An 18,615-nucleotide genomic window follows, 5' to 3' on the forward strand; every position below is an offset into this window, starting at 1 on the left:
CGCTCCGCGTCAGGCGCGGAGTCCGCCGTTGAGGCTGTGGACCAAGGGGTGATTCTGCCACAGCGGCCGGGGCCGGTGGAAATCCTCGCTCAGCGGCGGCGCTTGGCCAGGCGGACGGCGCGGGGGTCGTCCGCCGGGCGGTCGGGCCGGTCGGGCCGGTAGCCGGCGCGCCGGTAGCGCCGCAGGTTCGCCTCGCTGCCCGCGCCGGTGATGAGCGCGAAGCCGGGTGCCTCCGGCGGGGCCAGCTCCTCGATGCGCTCCAGCATCCAACGACCGAGACCGTGGCCACGCAGGTCGGGCGCCACCATGAGCCGTCCGACGAACCAGGTGCCGTCCGGCTCGCTGTGGGCCCGGACGCTGCCGACGAGCCGGCCCGCGACGCGCAGCACCCACGTGGTGTACGTCGTCAGCCCGGCCACCACCTCGTCGTACGACTCCTGGAGCGGGGGGATGTCGAGGGCGTCGTTGGCCTGCGCCTCGTCCATCCAGCAGGCGCGCTGCAGGGTCAGGACCTCGCCGGCGTCGGCACGGACGGCGGGCCGCCACTCGGCCGTGCCCGGGTCGGCTCCGTCGAGGGCGGGGACGTCGTGGCTGGGGGGCAGCAGGTCGGGCCGGCGCTGCGCCGTACGTCGTACCGCCTGGGCGTGGCGCCAGGCCGCGATCCGCGCGTGGTCGCCCGACAGCAGCACCGCCGGTACGTCGTGCCCGCGCCAGGAGGCGGGCTTGGTGTAGACGGGGTACTCCAGCAGGCCGGCGTCGCCGTGGGACTCCTCGCTCAGCGACGCGGCGTTGCCCATGAAGCCCGGGAGCAGCCGGGCGACCGCCTCGACGACCGCCAGCGCGGCCACCTCTCCCCCGTTGAGGACGTAGTCGCCGAGCGAGACCTCGCGCACCTCCACCTGCTCGAGGCTCGCGTAGTGGTCGATGACCCGCTGGTCGATGCCCTCGTAGCGGCCGCAGGCGACGACGATCCGGTCGGCGCCGGCCAGGTCGGCCGCGGCGTCCTGGGTGAAGGGCACGCCGCTGGGCGTCGGTACGACGAGCACGGTGCGGCCCTCGGGCCCGTCGGCGAGGACGCTGTCGATGGCCTCGCCCCACGGCTCGGGCTTCATGACCATGCCGGCGCCGCCACCGTACGGGCTGTCGTCGACGGTGCGGTGACGGTCGTGGGTGAACGACCGGAGGTCGTGCACGCGGACGTCGAGCAGGCCCTGGGTGCGGGCCTTGCCGGCCAGCGACAGGTCGAGGACGTCGAAGTAGGCCGGGAAGATCGAGACGAGGTCGACGCGAAGGCCGCTCCCGGAGGGGGTCACTCGTCCTCGAAGGGGCTGAGCAGGCCGGGGCGGTCGGCCACGACCAGGCGTCCGCCGGCCAGGTCGACCTCGGGGACGAGGGCGCTCACGAAGGGCACCAGCGCGTCCTCCTGGCCGTTCCGGGCCACGACCAGCAGGTCCTGGGCGCCCGGGTGGAGCACGGCCTTCACGGTGCCGGCCGGGGTCCCGTCCTCGGTGACGACGCTGAGGCCCACGATCTGGAAGTCGTAGAACTCGTCGTCCTCCACCGGTGCGGAGTCCGCCGCGATGGTGACCTCGAGCAGCAGGTCGCGCGCCCGCTCGGCGGCGTCGCGGTCGGTGAGCTGCTCGAACCGGACGAGCAGGCGCTCCTGGTGCCAGCGGGTGGCGGCGACGGTGAGCGTGGCGTGCTCCGGCGCGGGGCGCCCCGGGGCGCCGCGGACGGTCAGGACGGCGCCGTCGGCGAAACGCCGGTCGGGCTCGTCGGTGCGCAGCTCGAGGCTCACCTCGCCCCGCACGCCGTGGGGCCGGCCGATCCGGCCGACCACCACGTCGCGCTCAGGGTCCTGCGGTGTCGTGCTCATCGCTGCAGTGCCGGGCCGGGACGGCTCAGCGGCGTCGGTCGACGTCGACGAAGTCGACGCGGGCCGCGCCCTTGCCGCCGATCGCACCGATGACGGTGCGCAGGGCGGTGGCGGTGCGGCCGTTGCGACCGATCACCTTGCCGAGGTCCTCGGGGTTGACCCGGACCTCGAGCAGCGAGCCGCGGCGCAGCTGCTTGTCCCGGACCGAGACGTCGTCGGGGTGGGCGACGATGCCGCGGACCAGGTGCTCCAGCGCTTCGGACAGCACGAGGTCAGGCCTTCTCGTCGGCGGGCTTCTCGGCCTCGCCGTCAGCCTTGTCGGCCTCGACCTCGGCGGTCTCCGCCGCGACCTCGGGGGTCTCGTCGGCGGGGGTCTCCGCCGGGGTCTCCGACGGGGTCTCCGCCGGGGTCTCCTCGGCCTTCGGCTCGGACTTCGCGGCCGCCTTCTTGGCCGGCTTGTCGGCCGACTTCTTGGCGGTCACGGCCTCGCCTGAGGCGCCCATGCCGGACTCCTGGAGGATCTCGTTGAAGATCTCCTGCTTGGACTTGCCCACCTCCTTGACGCGGAGGGTGCCTTCCTGGCCGGACTCGCCCTTGAACTTCTGCCAGTCGCCGGTCACCTTCAGCAGCGCGGCGACGGCCTCGGTCGGCTGCGCGCCGACGGAGAGCCAGTGCTGCGCGCGGTCGGACTTGACCTCGATCAGGGAGGGCTCCTCCTTGGGGTGGTACTTGCCGATCTCCTCGATCACACGACCGTCGCGCTTGGTGCGCGAGTCGGCGACGACGATGCGGTAGAACGGCTGACGGATCTTGCCCATCCGCTTCAAACGAATCTTGACGGCCACGAGCTGTGGAGTCTCCTTGAGATGTCGGTTCCTGGTGAGCGTGCCGGGACCAGGTGGGGACCGGGCCGGCGAGCTGCTGGGCCTGCGACTGCCGGGAGAGAGGGCCCGGCCGCACAGGACTCAGCGCGTCATTCTGCCAGACGCCGCCGATCCCCCGAAATCGGCCGCTCAGGCGACGACGCGGCCGCGCAGCACGATGCGGCTCGGCGAGCGCAGGACGCCGAGGTCGTCGAGCGGGTTCGACGGGTAGACGACGAGGTCCGCCGGTGCGCCTTCCTCGAGCCCCGGGTGGCCCAGCCAGTCCCGGGCCCGCCAGGAGGCGGCGCCGAGCGCGTCGTGGGCCGGTACGCCGATGCGGTGCAGGGCGGCGATCTCGCCGGCGATGTTGCCGTGCCGGCTGATGCCCCCGCCGTCGGAGCCGGCGTAGAGCGGCACCCCCGCCTCGTACGCCGCCATGATCGTGGCCGGCATCCGGGCGTAGAGGTCGCTCATCGTCTCGGCGTACTCGGGGAAGCGCTCGGCGCCGGCGGAGGCGTGCTCGGGGAACTTGTCGAGCTGCATGACCGTCGGCACGAGGGCGGTGCCCCGGGCGACCATCTCGTCGACGAGGTCCTCGGTCAGGCCGGTGCCGTGCTCGATGCAGTCGATGCCGGCGCGGATGAGGCCGGGGAGCACGCCGGCCCCGAAGCAGTGGGCGGTGACCTTGGCACCCTCGGCGTGGGCGGCGGCGATGGCCGCGGCGAACGCCTCGGCCGGGAAGCTCGGGGCCAGGTCGCCCTCACCGCGGTCGATCCAGTCGCCCACCAGCTTGATCCAGCCGTCGCCGCGACGCGCCTCCTGTGCGGCGTACGCCGGCAGCTCGTCGGGCTCGACCTCGTGGGCGTAGTTGCGGATGTAGCGCTTGGTGCGGCCGATGTGGCGTCCGCAGCGCACCAGCCGCGGCAGGTCGTCGCGGTCCTGCACCCACCGGGTGTCGGCCGCGCTGCCGGCGTCGCGGATCAGCAGCGCGCCGCCGTCGCGGTCGTCGATCGCCTGCTGCTCGGTGGCGGCGTCGCTGACCGCGCCGTCGTCGTCGAGGCCGAGGTGGCAGTGGGCGTCGACGAGGCCCGGCACGATCCAGCCCTCGGCCACGGTCTCGGCGGAGGCCACCTTCTCGTAGGTGACCCGGCCGTCGACGACGTACAGGTCGCGGCTCTCGCCGTCGGGCAGGACCGGTCCGGTGACGCGCAGCGCCGCAGCCTGGGAAGCCATGCCCCGACCCTAGACGCCGCGGTCCGGCGTGCGACCGCTCCCGGGACTACTTGTTGAGGTACTTCGCGACCTCGGGGGGCAGCTCGAAGCCGGAGGCGTCGAACTGTTCCTCCTCGGCGCCCTGCGGCAGGCCGAACGGGTTCGCGGGCGGGCGCTCGGCCGCCGCGGTCGCGGAGGCCTTCTCCTGCTCGGCGCGCTTGGCGGGGTTGCCGGAGACGCGCTTGCCCTTGCCCTTCTTGGCCGGAGGGCGCTTGGCCTTGGCGCGCTTGCCGGCGCCGGGCATGCCGCCCATGCCGGGGATGCCGCCGCCCTGGGCGAGGTTGCGCATCATCTTGCGGGCCTCGAAGAACCGCTCCACGAGCTGGTTGACCTCGGAGACGTGGACGCCGGACCCCTTCGCGATGCGGGCGCGGCGCGAGCCGTCGATGATCTTGGCGTCGGCGCGCTCGCCGGGCGTCATCGACTGGATGATCGCCTGGATGCGGTCGATCTCGCGCTCGTCGAAGTTGGCCAGCTGCTCGCGGAACTGCCCCATCCCGGGCAGCATCCCCATGATCTTCGACAGCGAGCCCATCTTGCGCAGCGCCTGCATCTGCTCGAGGAAGTCGTCGAGGGTGAAGTCGCCGCCCTGCCCGGTGAGCTTCGCCGCGGCCCGGGCGGCCTGGTCGGAGTCGAAGGCCTTCTCCGCCTGCTCGATCAGGGTGAGCACGTCACCCATGTCGAGGATGCGTGAGGCCATCCGGTCGGGGTGGAAGGTGTCGAAGTCGTCGAGCTTCTCGCCGTTGGAGGCGAACATGATCGGCCGGCCGGTGATCGAGCGGATCGAGAGCGCCGCGCCACCGCGGGCGTCGCCGTCCAGCTTGGTGAGCACCACGCCGTCGAAGCCGACGCCGTCGAGGAACGCCTGCGCGGTGTTGACCGCGTCCTGGCCGATCATGGCGTCGACGACGAAGAGGATCTCGTCGGGGTTCACCGCGTCGCGGATGTCGGCGGCCTGCTGCATCAGGTCGGCATCGACACCCAGGCGGCCTGCGGTGTCGATGATGACGACGTCGTGCAGCGTGCGGCGCGCCTCGGCGACGCCGTCGCGGGCCACCGCCACCGGGTCGCCGACGCCGTTGCCGGGCTGCGGGGCGTAGACGGTCACGCCGGCGCGCTGGCCGTTGACCTGGAGCTGGTTGACGGCGTTGGGGCGCTGGAGGTCGGCCGCCACGAGCATCGGGCTGCTCCCCTGGCCCTTCAGCCACAGCGCCAGCTTGGCCGCCAGCGTCGTCTTGCCGGCGCCCTGGAGGCCGGCGAGCACGATCACGGTCGGCGGCGTCTTGGCGAAGCGGATCCGGCGGGTCTCCCCGCCGAGGATCGTCACGAGCTCCTCGTGGACGATCTTCACGACCTGCTGGGCCGGGTTCAGCGCCCCGCTGACCTCGGCGCCGCGGGCGCGCTCCTTGACGGCGGTGACGAACTGCTTGACGACCGGCAGCGCGACGTCGGCCTCGAGCAGCGCGATGCGGATCTCACGCGCGGTCGCGTCGATGTCGGCCTCGGAGAGCCGACCCTTGCCTCGCAGGTTCTTGAACGTGTCGGCAAGGCGGTCGGAGAGAGTGGCGAACACGAAACACAGTCCTCGGGTCGTCCGGAAACGGCGGTGGGGAGCGGTGCTGGCGCCGTCAGGCGTCCAGAGTAGCCGCGGGCGCGAGTGTCTCACGGACCGCGTGCGCGGCCGTAGCCGCGCGCTCGTCGCTGAGCGCCCCCGCCCCCGGCTCCTGCAGGTAGAACACGTCGAGCGACTGCGGCCCGAAGGTCGAGACGTGGGCCGAGCGCACCGAGACGTCCTGGTCGCCCAGGGCCCGGCAGACCAGGTGCACCGCGCCCCGACGGTCCGCGGTGCGGACCTCCAGCACGGTCGCCTCCACCGACGCCTCGTGCCGCACCAGCACCGACGGCTCCAGGGTGTCCGGCGCGGGGCGCAGCCGCTCGGACGGGTCGAGCGAGCCGGCGACCACGGCCTCGAGCCGCTGCTGCAGCACGGTCGCGTCGACCAGGTCGTCGTCGACCTGCCACAGCGACACCGCGACCGGGTCGACGGTCCAGGCGCGCGCCGAGCGCACCGAGAGCCGCATCACCGCCAGCGCCCCCGACACGTCGGCCATCAGCCCGACCCGGTCGTGGGCCACGACGCGCACCAGGGAGCCGTCCTCCTCGCGGGCCACCTCGACGTGGAGGTACGCCGGGTCGGTGGCGGCCGCGGCGGGCACGTCCAGCTCCTCCTCGAGGTCGAGCGGCTCACGTCGTACGCCGTCGTCGGCGAGCCGCTCGCGCACCCGCCGGGACAGGTCGGCCACGAGCCGGGCGCGCCACGCGCTCCACGCCTTGGCCGACGTGGCCCGGGCGTCGGCCTCGGTGAGCACCTCGAGGAGGTCGAGCACCGCCGCGCTGCCCACCCGGGTCGCGACGTGGTCCAGCGTCGCGGGGTCGTCGAGGTCGCGGGACGTGGCGGTCTCCGCGAGCAGCAGGTGGTGACGCACCAGTGCGGCGACGACCGCGCCGTCCTCCGGGGAGAAGCCCATCCGGGCCGCCACCTCGGCGGCCACCGGCTCGCCGGCCACGCTGTGGTCGACCATCCCGCCCTTGCCGATGTCGTGGAGCACGGCGGCGAGCGCCAGCAGGTCGGGGCGGGCCACCCGGCGGATCAGGCGCGAGGCCTCGACGCAGGTCTCGACGATGTGCCGGTCGACGGTGAAGCGGTGCACGGCACTGGCGTGCGGCAGCAGCCGGACCCGCCGCCACTCCGGCAGCACCAGGTCGAGGGCGCCGGTCTGGTCGAGGGTCTCCCAGACCGCCAGCAGCCCGGGCCCCGAGGCCAGCAGCCGCACCACGAGGTCGCGCGCCTCGGCCGGCCAGGGCACGGGCAACGGGGCCGAGGTGGCGGCCAGCCGGGCCGCCGAGGCCGGGGCGAGCACGACCCCGCGCTCGGCGGCGACGGCGGCGGCGCGCAGCACCAGCAACGGGTCCGTCGCGGGGTCGGCGCCGCGGTCCAGCACGACCTCGTTGCTCGCCAGGGCGACGCCCGGGGCGAGCCGCTCCAGCCGTGGCACCCGGTTGCGCGTCGGCGGGGGCGCCGGGGCCAGCACGTGGTCGACCCGGCTCCAGGTCAGGCGGGAGAGGTGGGCGGTGCGGCGTCCGATCTGGCGCAGCCACCGCTGCGCCGCGTCCTCCGTCGACCCGCGGGCGGACCACTCGGCCAGGTCGAGGTTCGCAGGCAGCCCGTCGACCAGCGCCGACCACAGCTCGGGCGCGACCCGGTCGGTGGCGCGACCGGCGGCGTCCTGGAGCAGGTCGCGCAGGTCGAGCAGCTGCAGCCGGCAGCGCTCGAGGTCGGCGTGGGGCACGTCGACCATCCAGGTCGCGACGAGCGCCTTGAGCACCGTGGCGTCGCGCAGCCCGCCCCCGGACTCCTTGAGGTCGGGCACCGCGGCGTGGGCGAGCTCGCCGACCCGGTCCACCCGGTCGCGGACCAGGTCGCGCAGCCGGGGCAGGTTCTCGCGCGCGTTGCGGCGCCACTGCGACAGCACGTCGGCGCGCAGCCGCAGGGAGACCGAGGTGTCGCCGGCCAGGTGCCGGGTGTCGAGCAGCCCGAGGGCGACCCGGACGTCGCGGGCGGCGGCCTCGGTCACCTCGTCCAGGGCGCGCACCGAGTGGTCGAGGCGCACGTTGGCGTCCCACAGCGGGTAGAGCACCTTCTCGGGCACCTCCCCCACGTCGACGGACGGGTCGTGGACGACGACGACGTCGAGGTCGGAGTACGGCGCCAGCTCGCGTCGGCCGTAGCCGCCCACGGCCACCAGGGCGATCCCGGTGTCCTCCCGGCCGGCCACCGCGTCCTCGAAGACCGAGCGGCACAGCGTGTCGGCCTGCTCGGTCCGTGCCTCGCGCTCGGCGGCGGTCATGGGGCCCTCCTCGGGTCCTCGGTCGGGCCGGTGCCAGCAGGACACAGCACGAGACAGCAGGAGACAGCGATGCGCCCGGGCCGCGGGGGCCCGGGCGCATCGTCTCAGTCGGTCAGACGGCGGCGGAGTCGCGGTCGCCGGTGCGGACCCGGACGACGGTGTCGATCGGGCTGACCCACACCTTGCCGTCCCCGATCCGGCCGGTAGCGGCGGACTTCACGATGATGCCCACCACGTCGTCGGCGTCGCTGTCGTCGACGGCGATCTCGACGCGGACCTTCGGCACCAGCGCGATGTCGTACTCCGCACCGCGGTAGACCTCGGTGTGGCCCTTCTGGCGGCCGTAGCCGCTGACCTCGCTGACCGTCATCCCCGAGACCCCGAAGGACTCCAGGGCGGCGCGGACGTCGTCCCACTTGTGCGGCTTGATGACCGCGGTCACGAGCTTCATGCGATTGCTCCTTCGTTGCGTGCGGTGGCGTCCGTGGTCTTGGGACCGGACGCGCCGGGACGGGGACCACCTCCGCGGCTGACCAGGTCGTAGCCGGTCTCACCGTGCTCGGAGTAGTCGATGCCCTCGACCTCGTCCTCCTCGCTGATCCGCCAGCCCAGCGTGAACTTGATGGCGAGAGCGATGACGAGGGTGATGATGCCCGACCAGGCGATCGCGACCAGGACACCCAGGGTCTGGTCGACCAGGGAGCCGAAGCCGCCGCCGTAGAAGAGACCGTCGGCGAGACCGCCGACGACGCCGGAGCCCTCGGCGGCCGGGGCCGAGAAGAGACCGATCATGACCGTGCCGATGATGCCGCCGACGAGGTGGACGCCGACGACGTCGAGGGAGTCGTCCAGGCCGAACTTGAACTTCAGGCCGACCGCCCAGGCGCAGACCGCACCGGCGACCGCGCCGATGGCGAGCGCGCCCCAGATGTCCACGGCACCGGCGGCCGGGGTGATGGCGACCAGGCCCGCGACGATGCCGGAGGCGGCGCCGAGGCTGGTGGCCTTGCCGTGCATGACGCGCTCGACCAGCAGCCAGGCGAGGATCGCGGCCATCGGTGCCAGCGTGGTGTTGGTGAAGGTCAGGCCGGTCTCGGCGAGGAACTGGGTGCTGATGTCGCCCACGCTCTCGTCGATGATCAGCGAGCCGACGTTGAAGCCGTACCAGCCGACCCACAGCAGGGCGGCGCCCAGCATGGTGAGCGTGAGGTTGTGGGGCCGCATCGGGGTCGAGCCGAAGCCGACGCGCTTGCCGACCACGGCGGCCAGCACGAGGCCGGCCATGCCGGCGTTGATGTGGACCGCGGTGCCGCCGGCGTAGTCCTGCGCACCGATCTTGGTGCAGATGAGGGCGCTCTCGCTGCAGCTGAAGACCATGTGGGCGAGCGGGAAGTAGACCAGCGTCGCCCAGATCGGCACGAACAGCAGCCAGGCGGAGAACTTCACCCGGTCGGCGATCGCGCCGCTGATGAGGGCGGTGGTGATCACCGCGAAGGTCAGCTGGAACATCATGAACGTGTAGCCGTCGTACCCGAGGTCCTTCAGGCCCAGGTTGGTGAGCGGCGAGGAGAAGAAGATGCCGTCACCGCCGAACACCATCGAGTAGCCGATCAGCACCCACAGGATGCCGACGATGGCGAGTGCCGAGTAGGACATCATCATCATGTTCAGCACGGACTTGGAGCGGGTCATACCGCCGTAGAAGAGGGCCAGCGCCGGTGTCGTCATCATCAACACCAGGAGCGTGGCCACGAGCATGAACGCGTTGTAACCGTCCACGGAACCTCCAGATCAGGATCGGGTCACGCAGGTGATCCCGATGTGGTCGTTGCGGGGTGCCGTGCGGCGTACGACGTTGTGTCCGCGCGTCCCCACCCCTGCGGAGAAGAGTCCGCGAGCGAGGTTTCGCCGGCCCGCCCGCCGTGTTGCGCGGGCGTGACAAAAGCGGCCGTCAGGTTTCGGGCAGGTAAACCCTGCGCACGGTCGCGTCAGGCGTCGAGGCCGAGGAGGGCGTCGACGAACGCGCCCGGGTCGAAGGGCGCGAGGTCGTCCGCGCCCTCCCCCAGGCCGACGAGCTTGACCGGGACGCCGAGCTCGCGCTGGACCGCGACGACGATGCCGCCCTTGGCGGAGCCGTCGAGCTTGGTGAGCACGATACCGGTGACGTTCACGGCCTCGCGGAAGACGCGGGCCTGGATCATGCCGTTCTGCCCGGTGGTGGCGTCGAGGACGAGCAGCACCTCGTCGACGGCGGCCTGCTTCTCGATGACGCGCTTGACCTTGCCGAGCTCGTCCATCAGGCCGGCCTTGTTCTGCAGCCGGCCCGCGGTGTCGACGACGACGACGTCGACGCCGTCCTCCATGCCGGTGCGCACGCTGTCGAAGGCCACGCTGGCGGGGTCGGTGCCCTCCGGACCGCGCACGGTCCGGACGCCGACCCGTTCGCCCCAGGTCGACAGCTGCTCGGCCGCGGCGGCGCGGAACGTGTCGGCCGCGCCCAGCACGACCGTCTTGTCCTCGGCCACCAGGACCCGGGCCAGCTTGCCGACGGTGGTGGTCTTGCCGGTGCCGTTGACGCCGACCATCATCACGACGGCGGGCTTGCCGTCGCGGCGCTCGACCGCCAGGGTGCGGTCCATGCTCGGGTCGACCAGCGCGAGCATCTCCTCGCGGAGCACGGCGGTGACGTCGGTGGTGGTGTTGCCCTCCACCCGCACCCGCGCGCGGAGCCGCTCGACGAGCTCCTGGGTGGGTCCGACGCCCACGTCGGCGCCGATGAGGAGGTCCTCGATCTCCTCCCACGTGTCCTCGTCGACCCGCTCGCGCGACAGCAGGGCCAGCAGGCCGCGGCCCCAGGCGCTCTGCGAGCCGGCGAGACGGCGGCGCAGCCGGACGAGCCGACCCGCGGCGTCCTCGGGTCGCTCGAGCGTCGGGGTGGTCGGGCCGCGCGGCTCGGCCGGGGCCTCCGGCGTCGTGGTGACCGGGGCCCCGGTCGGGGTCGGCGCCTCACGCGGCGGCGCCAGCACGTCGGTGCCGCCGCGACGCTCGTCGAGGCGCCCACGCCGGGCACCGGAGCGTCGGACGAGACCGACGGTGAAGACGAGGCCAAGGACGGCGATCGCGACGACGAGGGAGATCAGCTCAATCACGTCGCCATCCCATCACAGGACCTGCGTCCGGCGAATTCAGCGGCGGGCGTTGTCCAGCGTCGGCAGGTGCTGCACGCCGCGCTCGAGGGCCGTCCCGAGGGCGGGAGCCAGCGGCAGGCGGCGTCCGCGGCGGGGATAGGCGACGTACGCCGTGACGGCCCCGGCGAGCAGCAGGGCGACGAGCATCATCGAGACGAGCCAGAGCATGGTCACCTCCGGGGTCGGGGAGCGGGCACGGACGTGCCCTCCGGCCACTCTGCCCATGCCCGTCGGCCGTCCCGTCGCCCCCACGCGCGGGACGTGACTCGACTCACAACTGCCCGCGGCAGTGGTCAGGCGGGCTCGGGGGCCAGCAGCGCCTCGGCGACGTCGCGGATCTCTGCCGGGATGGGTACGACGGGTCGTGGTCCCCCGCCCGTGCCCGGAGCACCCGGGCCACCGGGCTGCGCGACGTACACGTGCACGAACCGACCCTCGGCGCAGGCGTCCTCGCCGTCGCCCTGGAACAGTCCGACGCGGTAGACGACCGACGAGCTGCCGACCCGCTCGGCGACGAGCCCGAGCTCGACGGGGCGCGGGAACCGCATCTCGGCGAAGTAGCGGCACGACACCTCGGCCACCACGCCGATGGCCGGCAGCGTGCGGACGTCGAGACCGGTGCTCTCGACGAGGTGGGCGTTGACGGCGGTGTCGATGAGCTCGAAGTAGGCCGCGTTGTTCATGTGGCCGTAGACGTCGTCGTCGGCCCAGCGGGTGGTGGCGGTGCGCCAGGCGACGTAGTCGCTGCGCTGCGGTCGCGCGGGGCGGGAGGGGCCGGCGTCGGGACCGGTCACGCCGGCTCGGCCTCGCGCAGCCGCTGGCTGATGACGGCCGAGACGCCGTCGCCGCGCATGGTCACGCCGTAGAGCGCGTCGCCGACCTCCATGGTGCGCTTCTGGTGGGTGATGACGAGCAGCTGGCTGCTCTCGCGCAGCTCCTCGTAGATCTCCAGCAGCCGCCCGAGGTTGGCGTCGTCCAGCGCCGCCTCCACCTCGTCGAGGATGTAGAACGGCGAGGGGCGGGCCTTGAACAGCGAGACCAGGAACGCCACGGCGACCAGGGAGCGCTCACCGCCGGAGAGCAGCGAGAGCCGCTTGACCTTCTTGCCGGCCGGGCGGGCCTCGACCTCGACGCCGGTGGTGAGCATGTTCGAGGGGTCGGTGAGGATCAGGCGGCCCTCGCCGCCGGGGAAGAGCCGTGCGAAGACGTGGTCGAACGCCTCCCGGACGTCCTCCCAGGCCTCGGTGAAGACCTGCTCGACGCGCTCGTCGACCTCCTTGACGATGTCGAGCAGGTCGCGACGGGTGCGACGCAGGTCCTCGAGCTGCTCGCTGAGGAACTGGTGACGCTCCTCCATCGCGGAGAACTCCTCCAGCGCGAGCGGGTTGACCTTGCCGAGCATCGCCAGCTCGCGCTCGGCGACCTTGAGCCGCTTGCGCTGCTGCTCGCGGTCGAACGGCACCGGCTCGCCGGCCTGCGGGACACCCTCGGCGTCGGCGACCAGGACGGGCACCGGCTGGTCGGGGCCGTACTCGGCCGCCAGCGCGTCGAGCTCGAGCCCGAGTTCCTCCAACGCGCGCTCCTCGAGCTGCTCGAGGCGCATCCGCTGCTGGGTGCGGGCCATCTCGTCGCGGTGGACGTTGGTGGTCAGCTCGTCGTGCTCGGCGCCGAGGGTCCGCAGCCGGGCCCGGACGGCCTGCAGGGCCTCCTCCGACCCACGGCGGGACTGCTCCACCGCCGTGCGGGCCTCGGCGGCGGCGTGCACGGAGACGGCGAGGCGGTCCCGGACGACCTCGGCGCCCGTCAGCACGGCCTGCGCGACCCGGCCCTCGCGACGCACACGCTCGCGGTGGGCGATGGCGCGGGCGCGCGCCTCCCGCTCCTCGGTCGCGGCGCGCTCGAGCCCGTCGGCGCGGCCGGCGAGGGCGCGGCCCCGCTCCTCGGCGGTGCGCAGCGCGAGCCGGGACTCGGTCTCGGCGGCGCGGGCCGCGCGGGCGGCCTCGCCGAGCGCCTCGCGCTCGTCGAGCCGGGGCTCCTCGTCGGGGGCCTCCTGGGCCGCGGCCAGACGCTGCTCGAGCTCCTCGAGCCCGGCCAGGTCTCCGGCCCGGGCCTCCTCGGCGGTCGCGATGGCGGTCTCCAGCCGGTCGCGCTCCCCGAGGGCCGAGCGGGCGGTCGAGCCGTGCTGGGCGAGCTCCTCGGCGACGGCCGCGAGGCGCGCGTCGGACTCGTGGAGCTGGGCCAGCGAGACGTCGACGCGGTGCTTGGCCTCCTCGCGCTCGCGCTCGAGCTGGGACACCTCGAAGGTCAGCCGCTCGCAGCGGTGCACGGTGGCGGTGAGCTGCTCGCCGGCCTCGTCGACGGCGGCCTGGACCTCCAGCAGCGACGGCACCGCGGACGACCCGCCGGCGACGAGGTGGCTGCCGACCACGTCGCCCTCGCGGGTGACGGCGGTCAGCTCGGGGCGGGAGGACACCACGTCGCGGGCCCGGTCCAGGTCGTCGACGACCACGACGTCGGCCAGCAGCCGGCGCAGCGACGCCCGGACGCCGTCGGGGCAGTCGACGACGTCGACGACCGCGGTCACGCCGGGGGGCAGGTCGGCGGGAGCGGCGTACGCCGACGACCCGGTCGCGCCCGCCGTACCGGTCAGGAGCAGCGCGGCGCGGCCCTGGTCGGACTCCTTGAGACCGACGACCGCGGCCAGGGCCGCGTCGAGACCCTCGACGGCGACCGCGTCGGCGGCCGGCCCGAGGGTGGCGGCCACCGCCGCCTCGAAGCCCGGACGCACGCTCAGCAGCGCGGCAACGGATCCCACCAGCCCGGGTGTCGGGTCGGTCGCGCCCAGGAGCGCCGCGGCCGCGTCCTTGCGCGCCAGGCCCATCTCGAGGGCCTCCTTGCGCGCGGTCAGGCCGCTGCGCTCGCGCTCGGCGCCCTGCGCCTCCTCGCGCAGCTTGCCCACCCGGTCCTCGAGGTCGCCCAGCACCAGGGCGGCGGCCTCGTGCTCGGCGTCGAGGCCCTCCTCGCCGTCGGCCAGGCCGGCGATCCGGGTCTCGAGGGAGGTGAAGTCGCGCTGGGCGCGCTCGGCCCGGGCGGCTGCCTCCTCGCGGGCCGCGCGGAGGCGCCCGATCTCCTCCTCGGCGGCCCCGGCCCGGCTCCGCTTGGCGTTGACCTGGCCCTGCAAGCGGGCCAGCCCCTCACGGCGGTCGGCGGCCGCGCGGACCAGGGAGGCGACGCGGCGCTCCTCCTCGGCGTGGCGGCGCTCGGCCTCCTCGCGGGCGGTCAGGGCCTGCTGGAGGGCGGTGCGACGGCGCTCGACCTCCGCGGCGATCTCGGTCTCCTGGGTGCGCAGGGACCGGGCCTCGGTCTCGAGCTCCTCGGGGTCGCGTCCCGAGGGCACCGACGGCTCCGACTCCGCGTTGCGGACCCGCTCGCCGGCCAGGGCCACGGTGCCGCGCAGCCGCTCCCCCAGCCCGGTCAGGCCGAACCAGGTCTCCTGGGCGGCGGCGAGCTGCGGCAGGCCCTCCCGCAGGGCGGCCTCGAGCTCCGCCTCGGCGGAGCGCTCGGCGGCCAGCGCGGCCTCCACCGCGGCGCGACGCTCGATCAGCACGGTCTCGTCGGCCAGCTCCTGCTCGAGCGTGGTGCGGACGGTGACGACCTCGTCGGCCAGCAGGCGGGCCCGGGCGTCGCGGACGTCGGCCTGGACCACGGCCGCCTTGCGGGCCACCTCGGCCTGGCGGCCCAGCGGCTTGAGCTGGCGACGGATCTCGCTGAGCAGGTCGCCGAGCCGGTTGAGGTTGCCCTCGGTCGACTCGAGCTTGCGCAGCGCCTTCTCCTTGCGCTTGCGGTGCTTGAGGACGCCGGCCGCCTCCTCGATGAAGCCGCGGCGGTCCTCCGGGGTCGCGCGCAGGATCGAGTCGAGCTGCCCCTGGCCCACGATCACGTGCATCTCGCGGCCGATGCCGGAGTCGGAGAGCAGCTCCTGGACGTCGAGCAGCCGGCACGACTGGCCGTTGATGGCGTACTCCGAGCCGCCGTTGCGGAACATGGTGCGGCTGATCGCCACCTCGGCGTACTCGATCGGCAGCGCGCCGTCGGTGTTGTCGATGGTGAGCACGACCTCGGCGCGACCCAGCGGCGGGCGGCCGGACGTGCCGGCGAAGATGACGTCCTCCATCTTGCCGCCGCGCAGCGACTTGGCGCCCTGCTCGCCCATGACCCAGGCGAGGGCGTCGACGACGTTGGACTTGCCGGAGCCGTTGGGTCCCACGATGCACGTGATCCCGGGCTCGAGCTGCAGGGTCGTCGCCGAGGCGAAGGACTTGAATCCTCGCAGGGTCAGGCTCTTGAGGTACAACGCAGGCTCCTCACCGGTCGATCTGCGCCGAACAACGGGTGGAACCACCCGCCGGGGGAAGCCAGCGCGTCAGCGCCCGCCACCCTACCCGCGCACGCTCCCGATTCCGCGGACCCGGTGGGCAGACACACGGCCCGTCCCCGCGTGGGCGGTGACGGGCCGGTCGGGCGCAGGAGTCAGACGGGCTGCATCTGCTCGGGCAGCGTCAGCAGCTGCTCGGCGTCGAGCCGGGCCGCCAGCGCGTCGTTCTGCGCCTGGAGCCGCAGCACGACCGCCTCGAGGTCGGCGACCCGCTCGCGCAGGCGGCGGTTCTCCGAGGAGAGCCGCGTCACCGTGCGGGGGTCGGTCGCGTTCATGTAGCCGACAAGGGCCTTGGCCATCGGTCGTTCCTTCACCTGGGAGCTGGTGCACGCGGCCCGCGGGGCCTGTGGAGAGGGGCCCCGGCCGCCGTGGTGGTGGTCACTTGAGGGTCTCACGCGCTCTCGGAGACGGTCAATGCCGAGGCGTCGCCCGGGGACGGGCCGCACGGGCCCGGGGCGCGGGCTGGCAGCGCGGGCAGAAGTACGACGACCGGTTGGCGAACGGCACCCGCCGGATCGGGGTCTGGCAGCGCGAGCACGGCCGGCCCTCCTGGCCGTAGGCCTCCAGGGAGCGGTCGAAGTAGCCGCTCTCGCCGTTGACGTTGACGTAGAGCGCGTCGAAGGAGGTGCCACCCTGGGCCAGCGCGGCGCCCATCACCTCGCGCACCCGCGCCAGCACGTCGCGGACCTGGCGCCCGGTCAGCGTCTCCCCGCGACGGTCTCCGTGCAGGCCGGCGCGCCACAGCGCCTCGTCGGCGTAGATGTTGCCGACCCCCGACACCACGGTCTGGTCCAGCAGCACGCGCTTCACGCCGGAGGCCTTGGCCCGCACCCGACGCACGAAGGCCTCGTCGTCGAAGGCGTCGTCGAGCGGGTCCAGGGCGATGTGGGCGATCTCCGCCGGCACGACCGCCCCGCCGGCCGACACCATCAGTCCCCCGAACATCCGCTGGTCGACGAAGCGCAGCTCGCCGGCCGGGGTGCCGTCGTCCTCGACGAGGTGGAAGCGGACCCGCAGGTGGCGCTCGTCGGGGGCTCCGGTGGGCTGGACCAGGAACTGCCCGCTCATCCCGAGGTGGCCCAGCAGGGCGTCGGTGTCGTCGAGCGGCAGCCAGAGGTACTTGCCGCGGCGGCGCACCGCGCTCACCCGGCGACCGGTCAGGGAGTCGGCGAAGTCGGCGGGGCCGGCCAGGTGGCGCCGGACCGGGCGGGGGTGCAGCACCTCCACGCCGCCGAGGTGACGGCCCACGACGTGCTGGGCCAGGCCGCGGCGGACGACCTCGACCTCGGGGAGCTCGGGCACCGGCGGCTAGTCGTCCTGCTCGGAGCCGGCGTCCTGCTCGGCGTCCGGCGACGGCAGCGGGGAGCCCCCGTCGGTGAGCTCGGCGGCGATGGCGCGGTACGCCGTCTCGGCCGCCTGCTGCTCGGCCTCCTTCTTCGACCGGCCCTCGCCGTGGCCGTAGGTCTGGTCGCCGACCCGGACCTGCGCGACGAAGGTCTTGGCGTGGTCGGGGCCGTCGTCCTCGATGAGGTACTCCGGCACGCCGAGCGAGTGCTGGGCGGAGAGCTCCTGGAGGCTGGTCTTCCAGTCGAGACCCGCACCGAGGCCGGCCGCGGCGTCCATGAGCGGGTCGAAGAGCAGGTGCACGACCTGGCGGGAGGCCTCGAAGCCGCCGCTGAGGTAGACCGCTCCGATGACGGCCTCGACGGTGTCGGAGAGGATCGAGGCCTTCGTCCGGCCCCCGGTGATCTCCTCACCGCGGCCGAGCTTGACGTACTCCCCGAGCCCGATGGTGCGGGCGACGTCGGCCAGCGCGCGGGCGTTGACGACCGCGGCCCGCAGCTTCGCGAGCTTGCCCTCGCTGAGGTCGGGGTGGGTCAGGTAGAGCGTCTCGGTCACGACCACGCCGAGCACCGAGTCGCCGAGGAACTCCAGGCGCTCGTTGGTGGGCAGCCCGCCGTTCTCGTAGGCGAACGAGCGGTGCGTCAGGGCGCGCTCGAGCAGGTCGGCGTCCAGGTCGGGTCGCCCGAGGGCGTCGAGCAGGTCCTCCAGGGACACCGGACCCCGTCCGGGGGACGGGGACGACCCGGGCCCCTCGAGGGGCTCGGGCGTGGGCGCGGGCGTGGTCACCGGCGTGTCGGGCAACCGGGCCTCGGTCAGAGGACCGGCCGACGGTTGGCGCGCGAGCCGTACTCGCCGCACTGGCCGCACGCACGGTGCGGCAGGTGCTTGGCGCCGCACGCCGGGTTGGCGCAGGTCACCAGGGTCGGCGCGACGGCCTTCCAGGCAGAGCGCCGGTGACGCGTGTTGCTGCGCGACATCTTCCGCTTCGGGACAGCCATGACTTCTCCTTCGTCGAGCCACGTCGGGCGAGGGCCGCGGCTCTCGTCGACGTGGGTGGTGCTGGTCGGTGCCGGCGCGGTGCTGGTGCCGGGTCGGTGCTGGTCGTGCGGGTCCTGCGGGTCCTACGAGTCCTCGGTCAGCCCCTGCAGGGCGGCCCACCGGGGATCCACGGGCTCCTCGTGCTGGTGCTCGGGGTCGTCGGCCAGCCGTGCTCCGCACTCCGCGCACAGTCCCGGGCAGTCCTCCCGGCACAGCGGCTGGAACGGCAGTGCGAGCACCACGGCGTCCCGGAGCACGGGCTCCAGGTCGAGCAGGTCGCCCTGGAGCCGGCTGGTCTCGTCGTCCTCGGCGTCCGCCGCCTCGTCCTTGCCGTCGTCGTAGACGAACAGCTCGGTCAGGTCGCTGTCGATGGTGTCATCGACCTCGGCCAGGCAACGCACGCACTCCCCGACCAGGCCCGCTCGCGCGGTCCCGGTGACGAGCACGCCCTCGACGACCGCCTCGAGCCGGAGGTCCAGCTCGACCGACGAGTCCTCGGGGACACGCAGGACTTCGATCCCGAGATCTGCCGGTGCCGGCACCGTTCGGCTCACCCGACGCTCCGACCCCGGGCGGCGGCCGAGCTCGCGGGTGTCGAGCACGAGCGGCGCTCTCGGGTCGAGACGCACAGGATCACTTCCAGGGTCGGGTGACAGATCACGATCCCCATCCCGACAGCAGCCGGCACGAG

General features: G+C 73.8%; 18 protein-coding genes and 1 pseudogene. All 19 read right to left on the minus strand.

The annotated features are described in order from the left end of the window. Window positions 1-89: 89 nt before the first annotated feature. The 19 genes and pseudogenes from G7072_RS20050 to G7072_RS12195 all read right to left on the minus strand — a co-directional run bounded on the left by G7072_RS20050 (window position 90) and on the right by G7072_RS12195 (window position 18,526). Entirely contained in the window at window positions 90-485 is a 396-nt protein-coding gene (locus G7072_RS20050) for a GNAT family N-acetyltransferase (protein WP_240917286.1), read from the minus strand. Window positions 486-602: 117 nt separating this feature from the next. Then, window positions 603-1,313: pseudogene (trmD, locus tag G7072_RS20055) on the minus strand (tRNA (guanosine(37)-N1)-methyltransferase TrmD); the annotation flags it as partial. After that, a complete protein-coding gene (gene rimM, locus G7072_RS12115) occupies window positions 1,310-1,876 on the minus strand; it encodes a ribosome maturation factor RimM (protein WP_166086703.1) in 567 nt (188 codons plus the stop codon). The pseudogene trmD and the gene rimM, both read right to left, overlap by 4 nt. A 25-nt stretch (window positions 1,877-1,901) precedes the next feature. After that, window positions 1,902-2,144 (minus strand): RNA-binding protein, encoded by a 243-nt coding sequence (locus G7072_RS12120; protein WP_166086705.1) that lies wholly within the window; start codon window positions 2,142-2,144, stop codon window positions 1,902-1,904. Between the two features lie 4 nt (window positions 2,145-2,148). Then, window positions 2,149-2,721, minus strand: a complete 573-nt coding sequence (gene rpsP / locus G7072_RS12125) for a 30S ribosomal protein S16 (protein WP_166086708.1) — start codon at window positions 2,719-2,721, stop codon at window positions 2,149-2,151. Between the two features lie 168 nt (window positions 2,722-2,889). Continuing rightward, window positions 2,890-3,972, minus strand: a complete 1,083-nt coding sequence (locus tag G7072_RS12130; protein ID WP_166086710.1) for an amidohydrolase family protein — start codon at window positions 3,970-3,972, stop codon at window positions 2,890-2,892. A 46-nt stretch (window positions 3,973-4,018) separates the two neighbouring features. Then, window positions 4,019-5,584 carry a signal recognition particle protein gene (gene ffh / locus G7072_RS12135; RefSeq protein ID WP_166086712.1) on the minus strand — a complete coding sequence of 522 codons (1,566 nt, stop codon included), beginning with the start codon at window positions 5,582-5,584 and terminating at the stop codon, window positions 4,019-4,021. Between the two features lie 55 nt (window positions 5,585-5,639). Next, window positions 5,640-7,919, minus strand: coding sequence for a [protein-PII] uridylyltransferase (locus G7072_RS12140; protein WP_166086715.1), 2,280 nt, complete (start codon window positions 7,917-7,919; stop codon window positions 5,640-5,642). Window positions 7,920-8,031: 112 nt separating this feature from the next. After that, complete coding sequence (locus G7072_RS12145; protein WP_166086717.1) at window positions 8,032-8,370, minus strand: P-II family nitrogen regulator; 339 nt, start codon at window positions 8,368-8,370, stop codon at window positions 8,032-8,034. Next, a complete protein-coding gene (locus G7072_RS12150; RefSeq protein WP_240916914.1) occupies window positions 8,367-9,698 on the minus strand; it encodes an ammonium transporter in 1,332 nt (443 codons plus the stop codon). The genes G7072_RS12145 and G7072_RS12150 overlap by 4 nt, the downstream gene beginning before the upstream one ends. 209 nt (window positions 9,699-9,907) lie before the next feature. Further along, entirely contained in the window at window positions 9,908-11,065 is a 1,158-nt protein-coding gene (gene ftsY, locus G7072_RS12155; protein WP_166090081.1) for a signal recognition particle-docking protein FtsY, read from the minus strand. Between the two features lie 39 nt (window positions 11,066-11,104). Then, window positions 11,105-11,275: a hypothetical protein gene (locus G7072_RS12160; RefSeq protein ID WP_166086719.1), complete on the minus strand. Its 171-nt coding sequence runs from the start codon at window positions 11,273-11,275 to the stop codon at window positions 11,105-11,107. A gap of 125 nt (window positions 11,276-11,400) precedes the next feature. Next, the gene (locus tag G7072_RS12165) at window positions 11,401-11,901 is read right to left on the minus strand and encodes an acyl-CoA thioesterase (protein ID WP_166086721.1); all 501 of its coding nucleotides are present in this window, start codon (window positions 11,899-11,901) and stop codon (window positions 11,401-11,403) included. Next, window positions 11,898-15,461, minus strand: coding sequence for a chromosome segregation protein SMC (gene smc, locus G7072_RS12170; RefSeq protein ID WP_166086723.1), 3,564 nt, complete (start codon window positions 15,459-15,461; stop codon window positions 11,898-11,900). Before smc ends, G7072_RS12165 begins: the two co-directional genes overlap by 4 nt. 176 nt (window positions 15,462-15,637) lie before the next feature. Then, entirely contained in the window at window positions 15,638-15,841 is a 204-nt protein-coding gene (locus tag G7072_RS12175; protein WP_166086725.1) for a hypothetical protein, read from the minus strand. Between the two features lie 112 nt (window positions 15,842-15,953). Beyond that, entirely contained in the window at window positions 15,954-16,844 is an 891-nt protein-coding gene (gene mutM / locus G7072_RS12180) for a bifunctional DNA-formamidopyrimidine glycosylase/DNA-(apurinic or apyrimidinic site) lyase (RefSeq protein ID WP_166086727.1), read from the minus strand. Between the two features lie 6 nt (window positions 16,845-16,850). Then, a complete protein-coding gene (rnc, locus tag G7072_RS12185) occupies window positions 16,851-17,594 on the minus strand; it encodes a ribonuclease III (protein ID WP_206063443.1) in 744 nt (247 codons plus the stop codon). Between the two features lie 104 nt (window positions 17,595-17,698). Continuing rightward, entirely contained in the window at window positions 17,699-17,884 is a 186-nt protein-coding gene (rpmF, locus tag G7072_RS12190) for a 50S ribosomal protein L32 (RefSeq protein ID WP_166086731.1), read from the minus strand. Between the two features lie 123 nt (window positions 17,885-18,007). Continuing rightward, window positions 18,008-18,526 carry a DUF177 domain-containing protein gene (locus tag G7072_RS12195; RefSeq protein ID WP_206063100.1) on the minus strand — a complete coding sequence of 173 codons (519 nt, stop codon included), beginning with the start codon at window positions 18,524-18,526 and terminating at the stop codon, window positions 18,008-18,010. Between the last annotated feature and the right edge of the window lie 89 nt (window positions 18,527-18,615).

The organism is Nocardioides sp. HDW12B, assembly GCF_011299595.1.
GTDB lineage: Bacteria > Actinomycetota > Actinomycetes > Propionibacteriales > Nocardioidaceae > Marmoricola_A.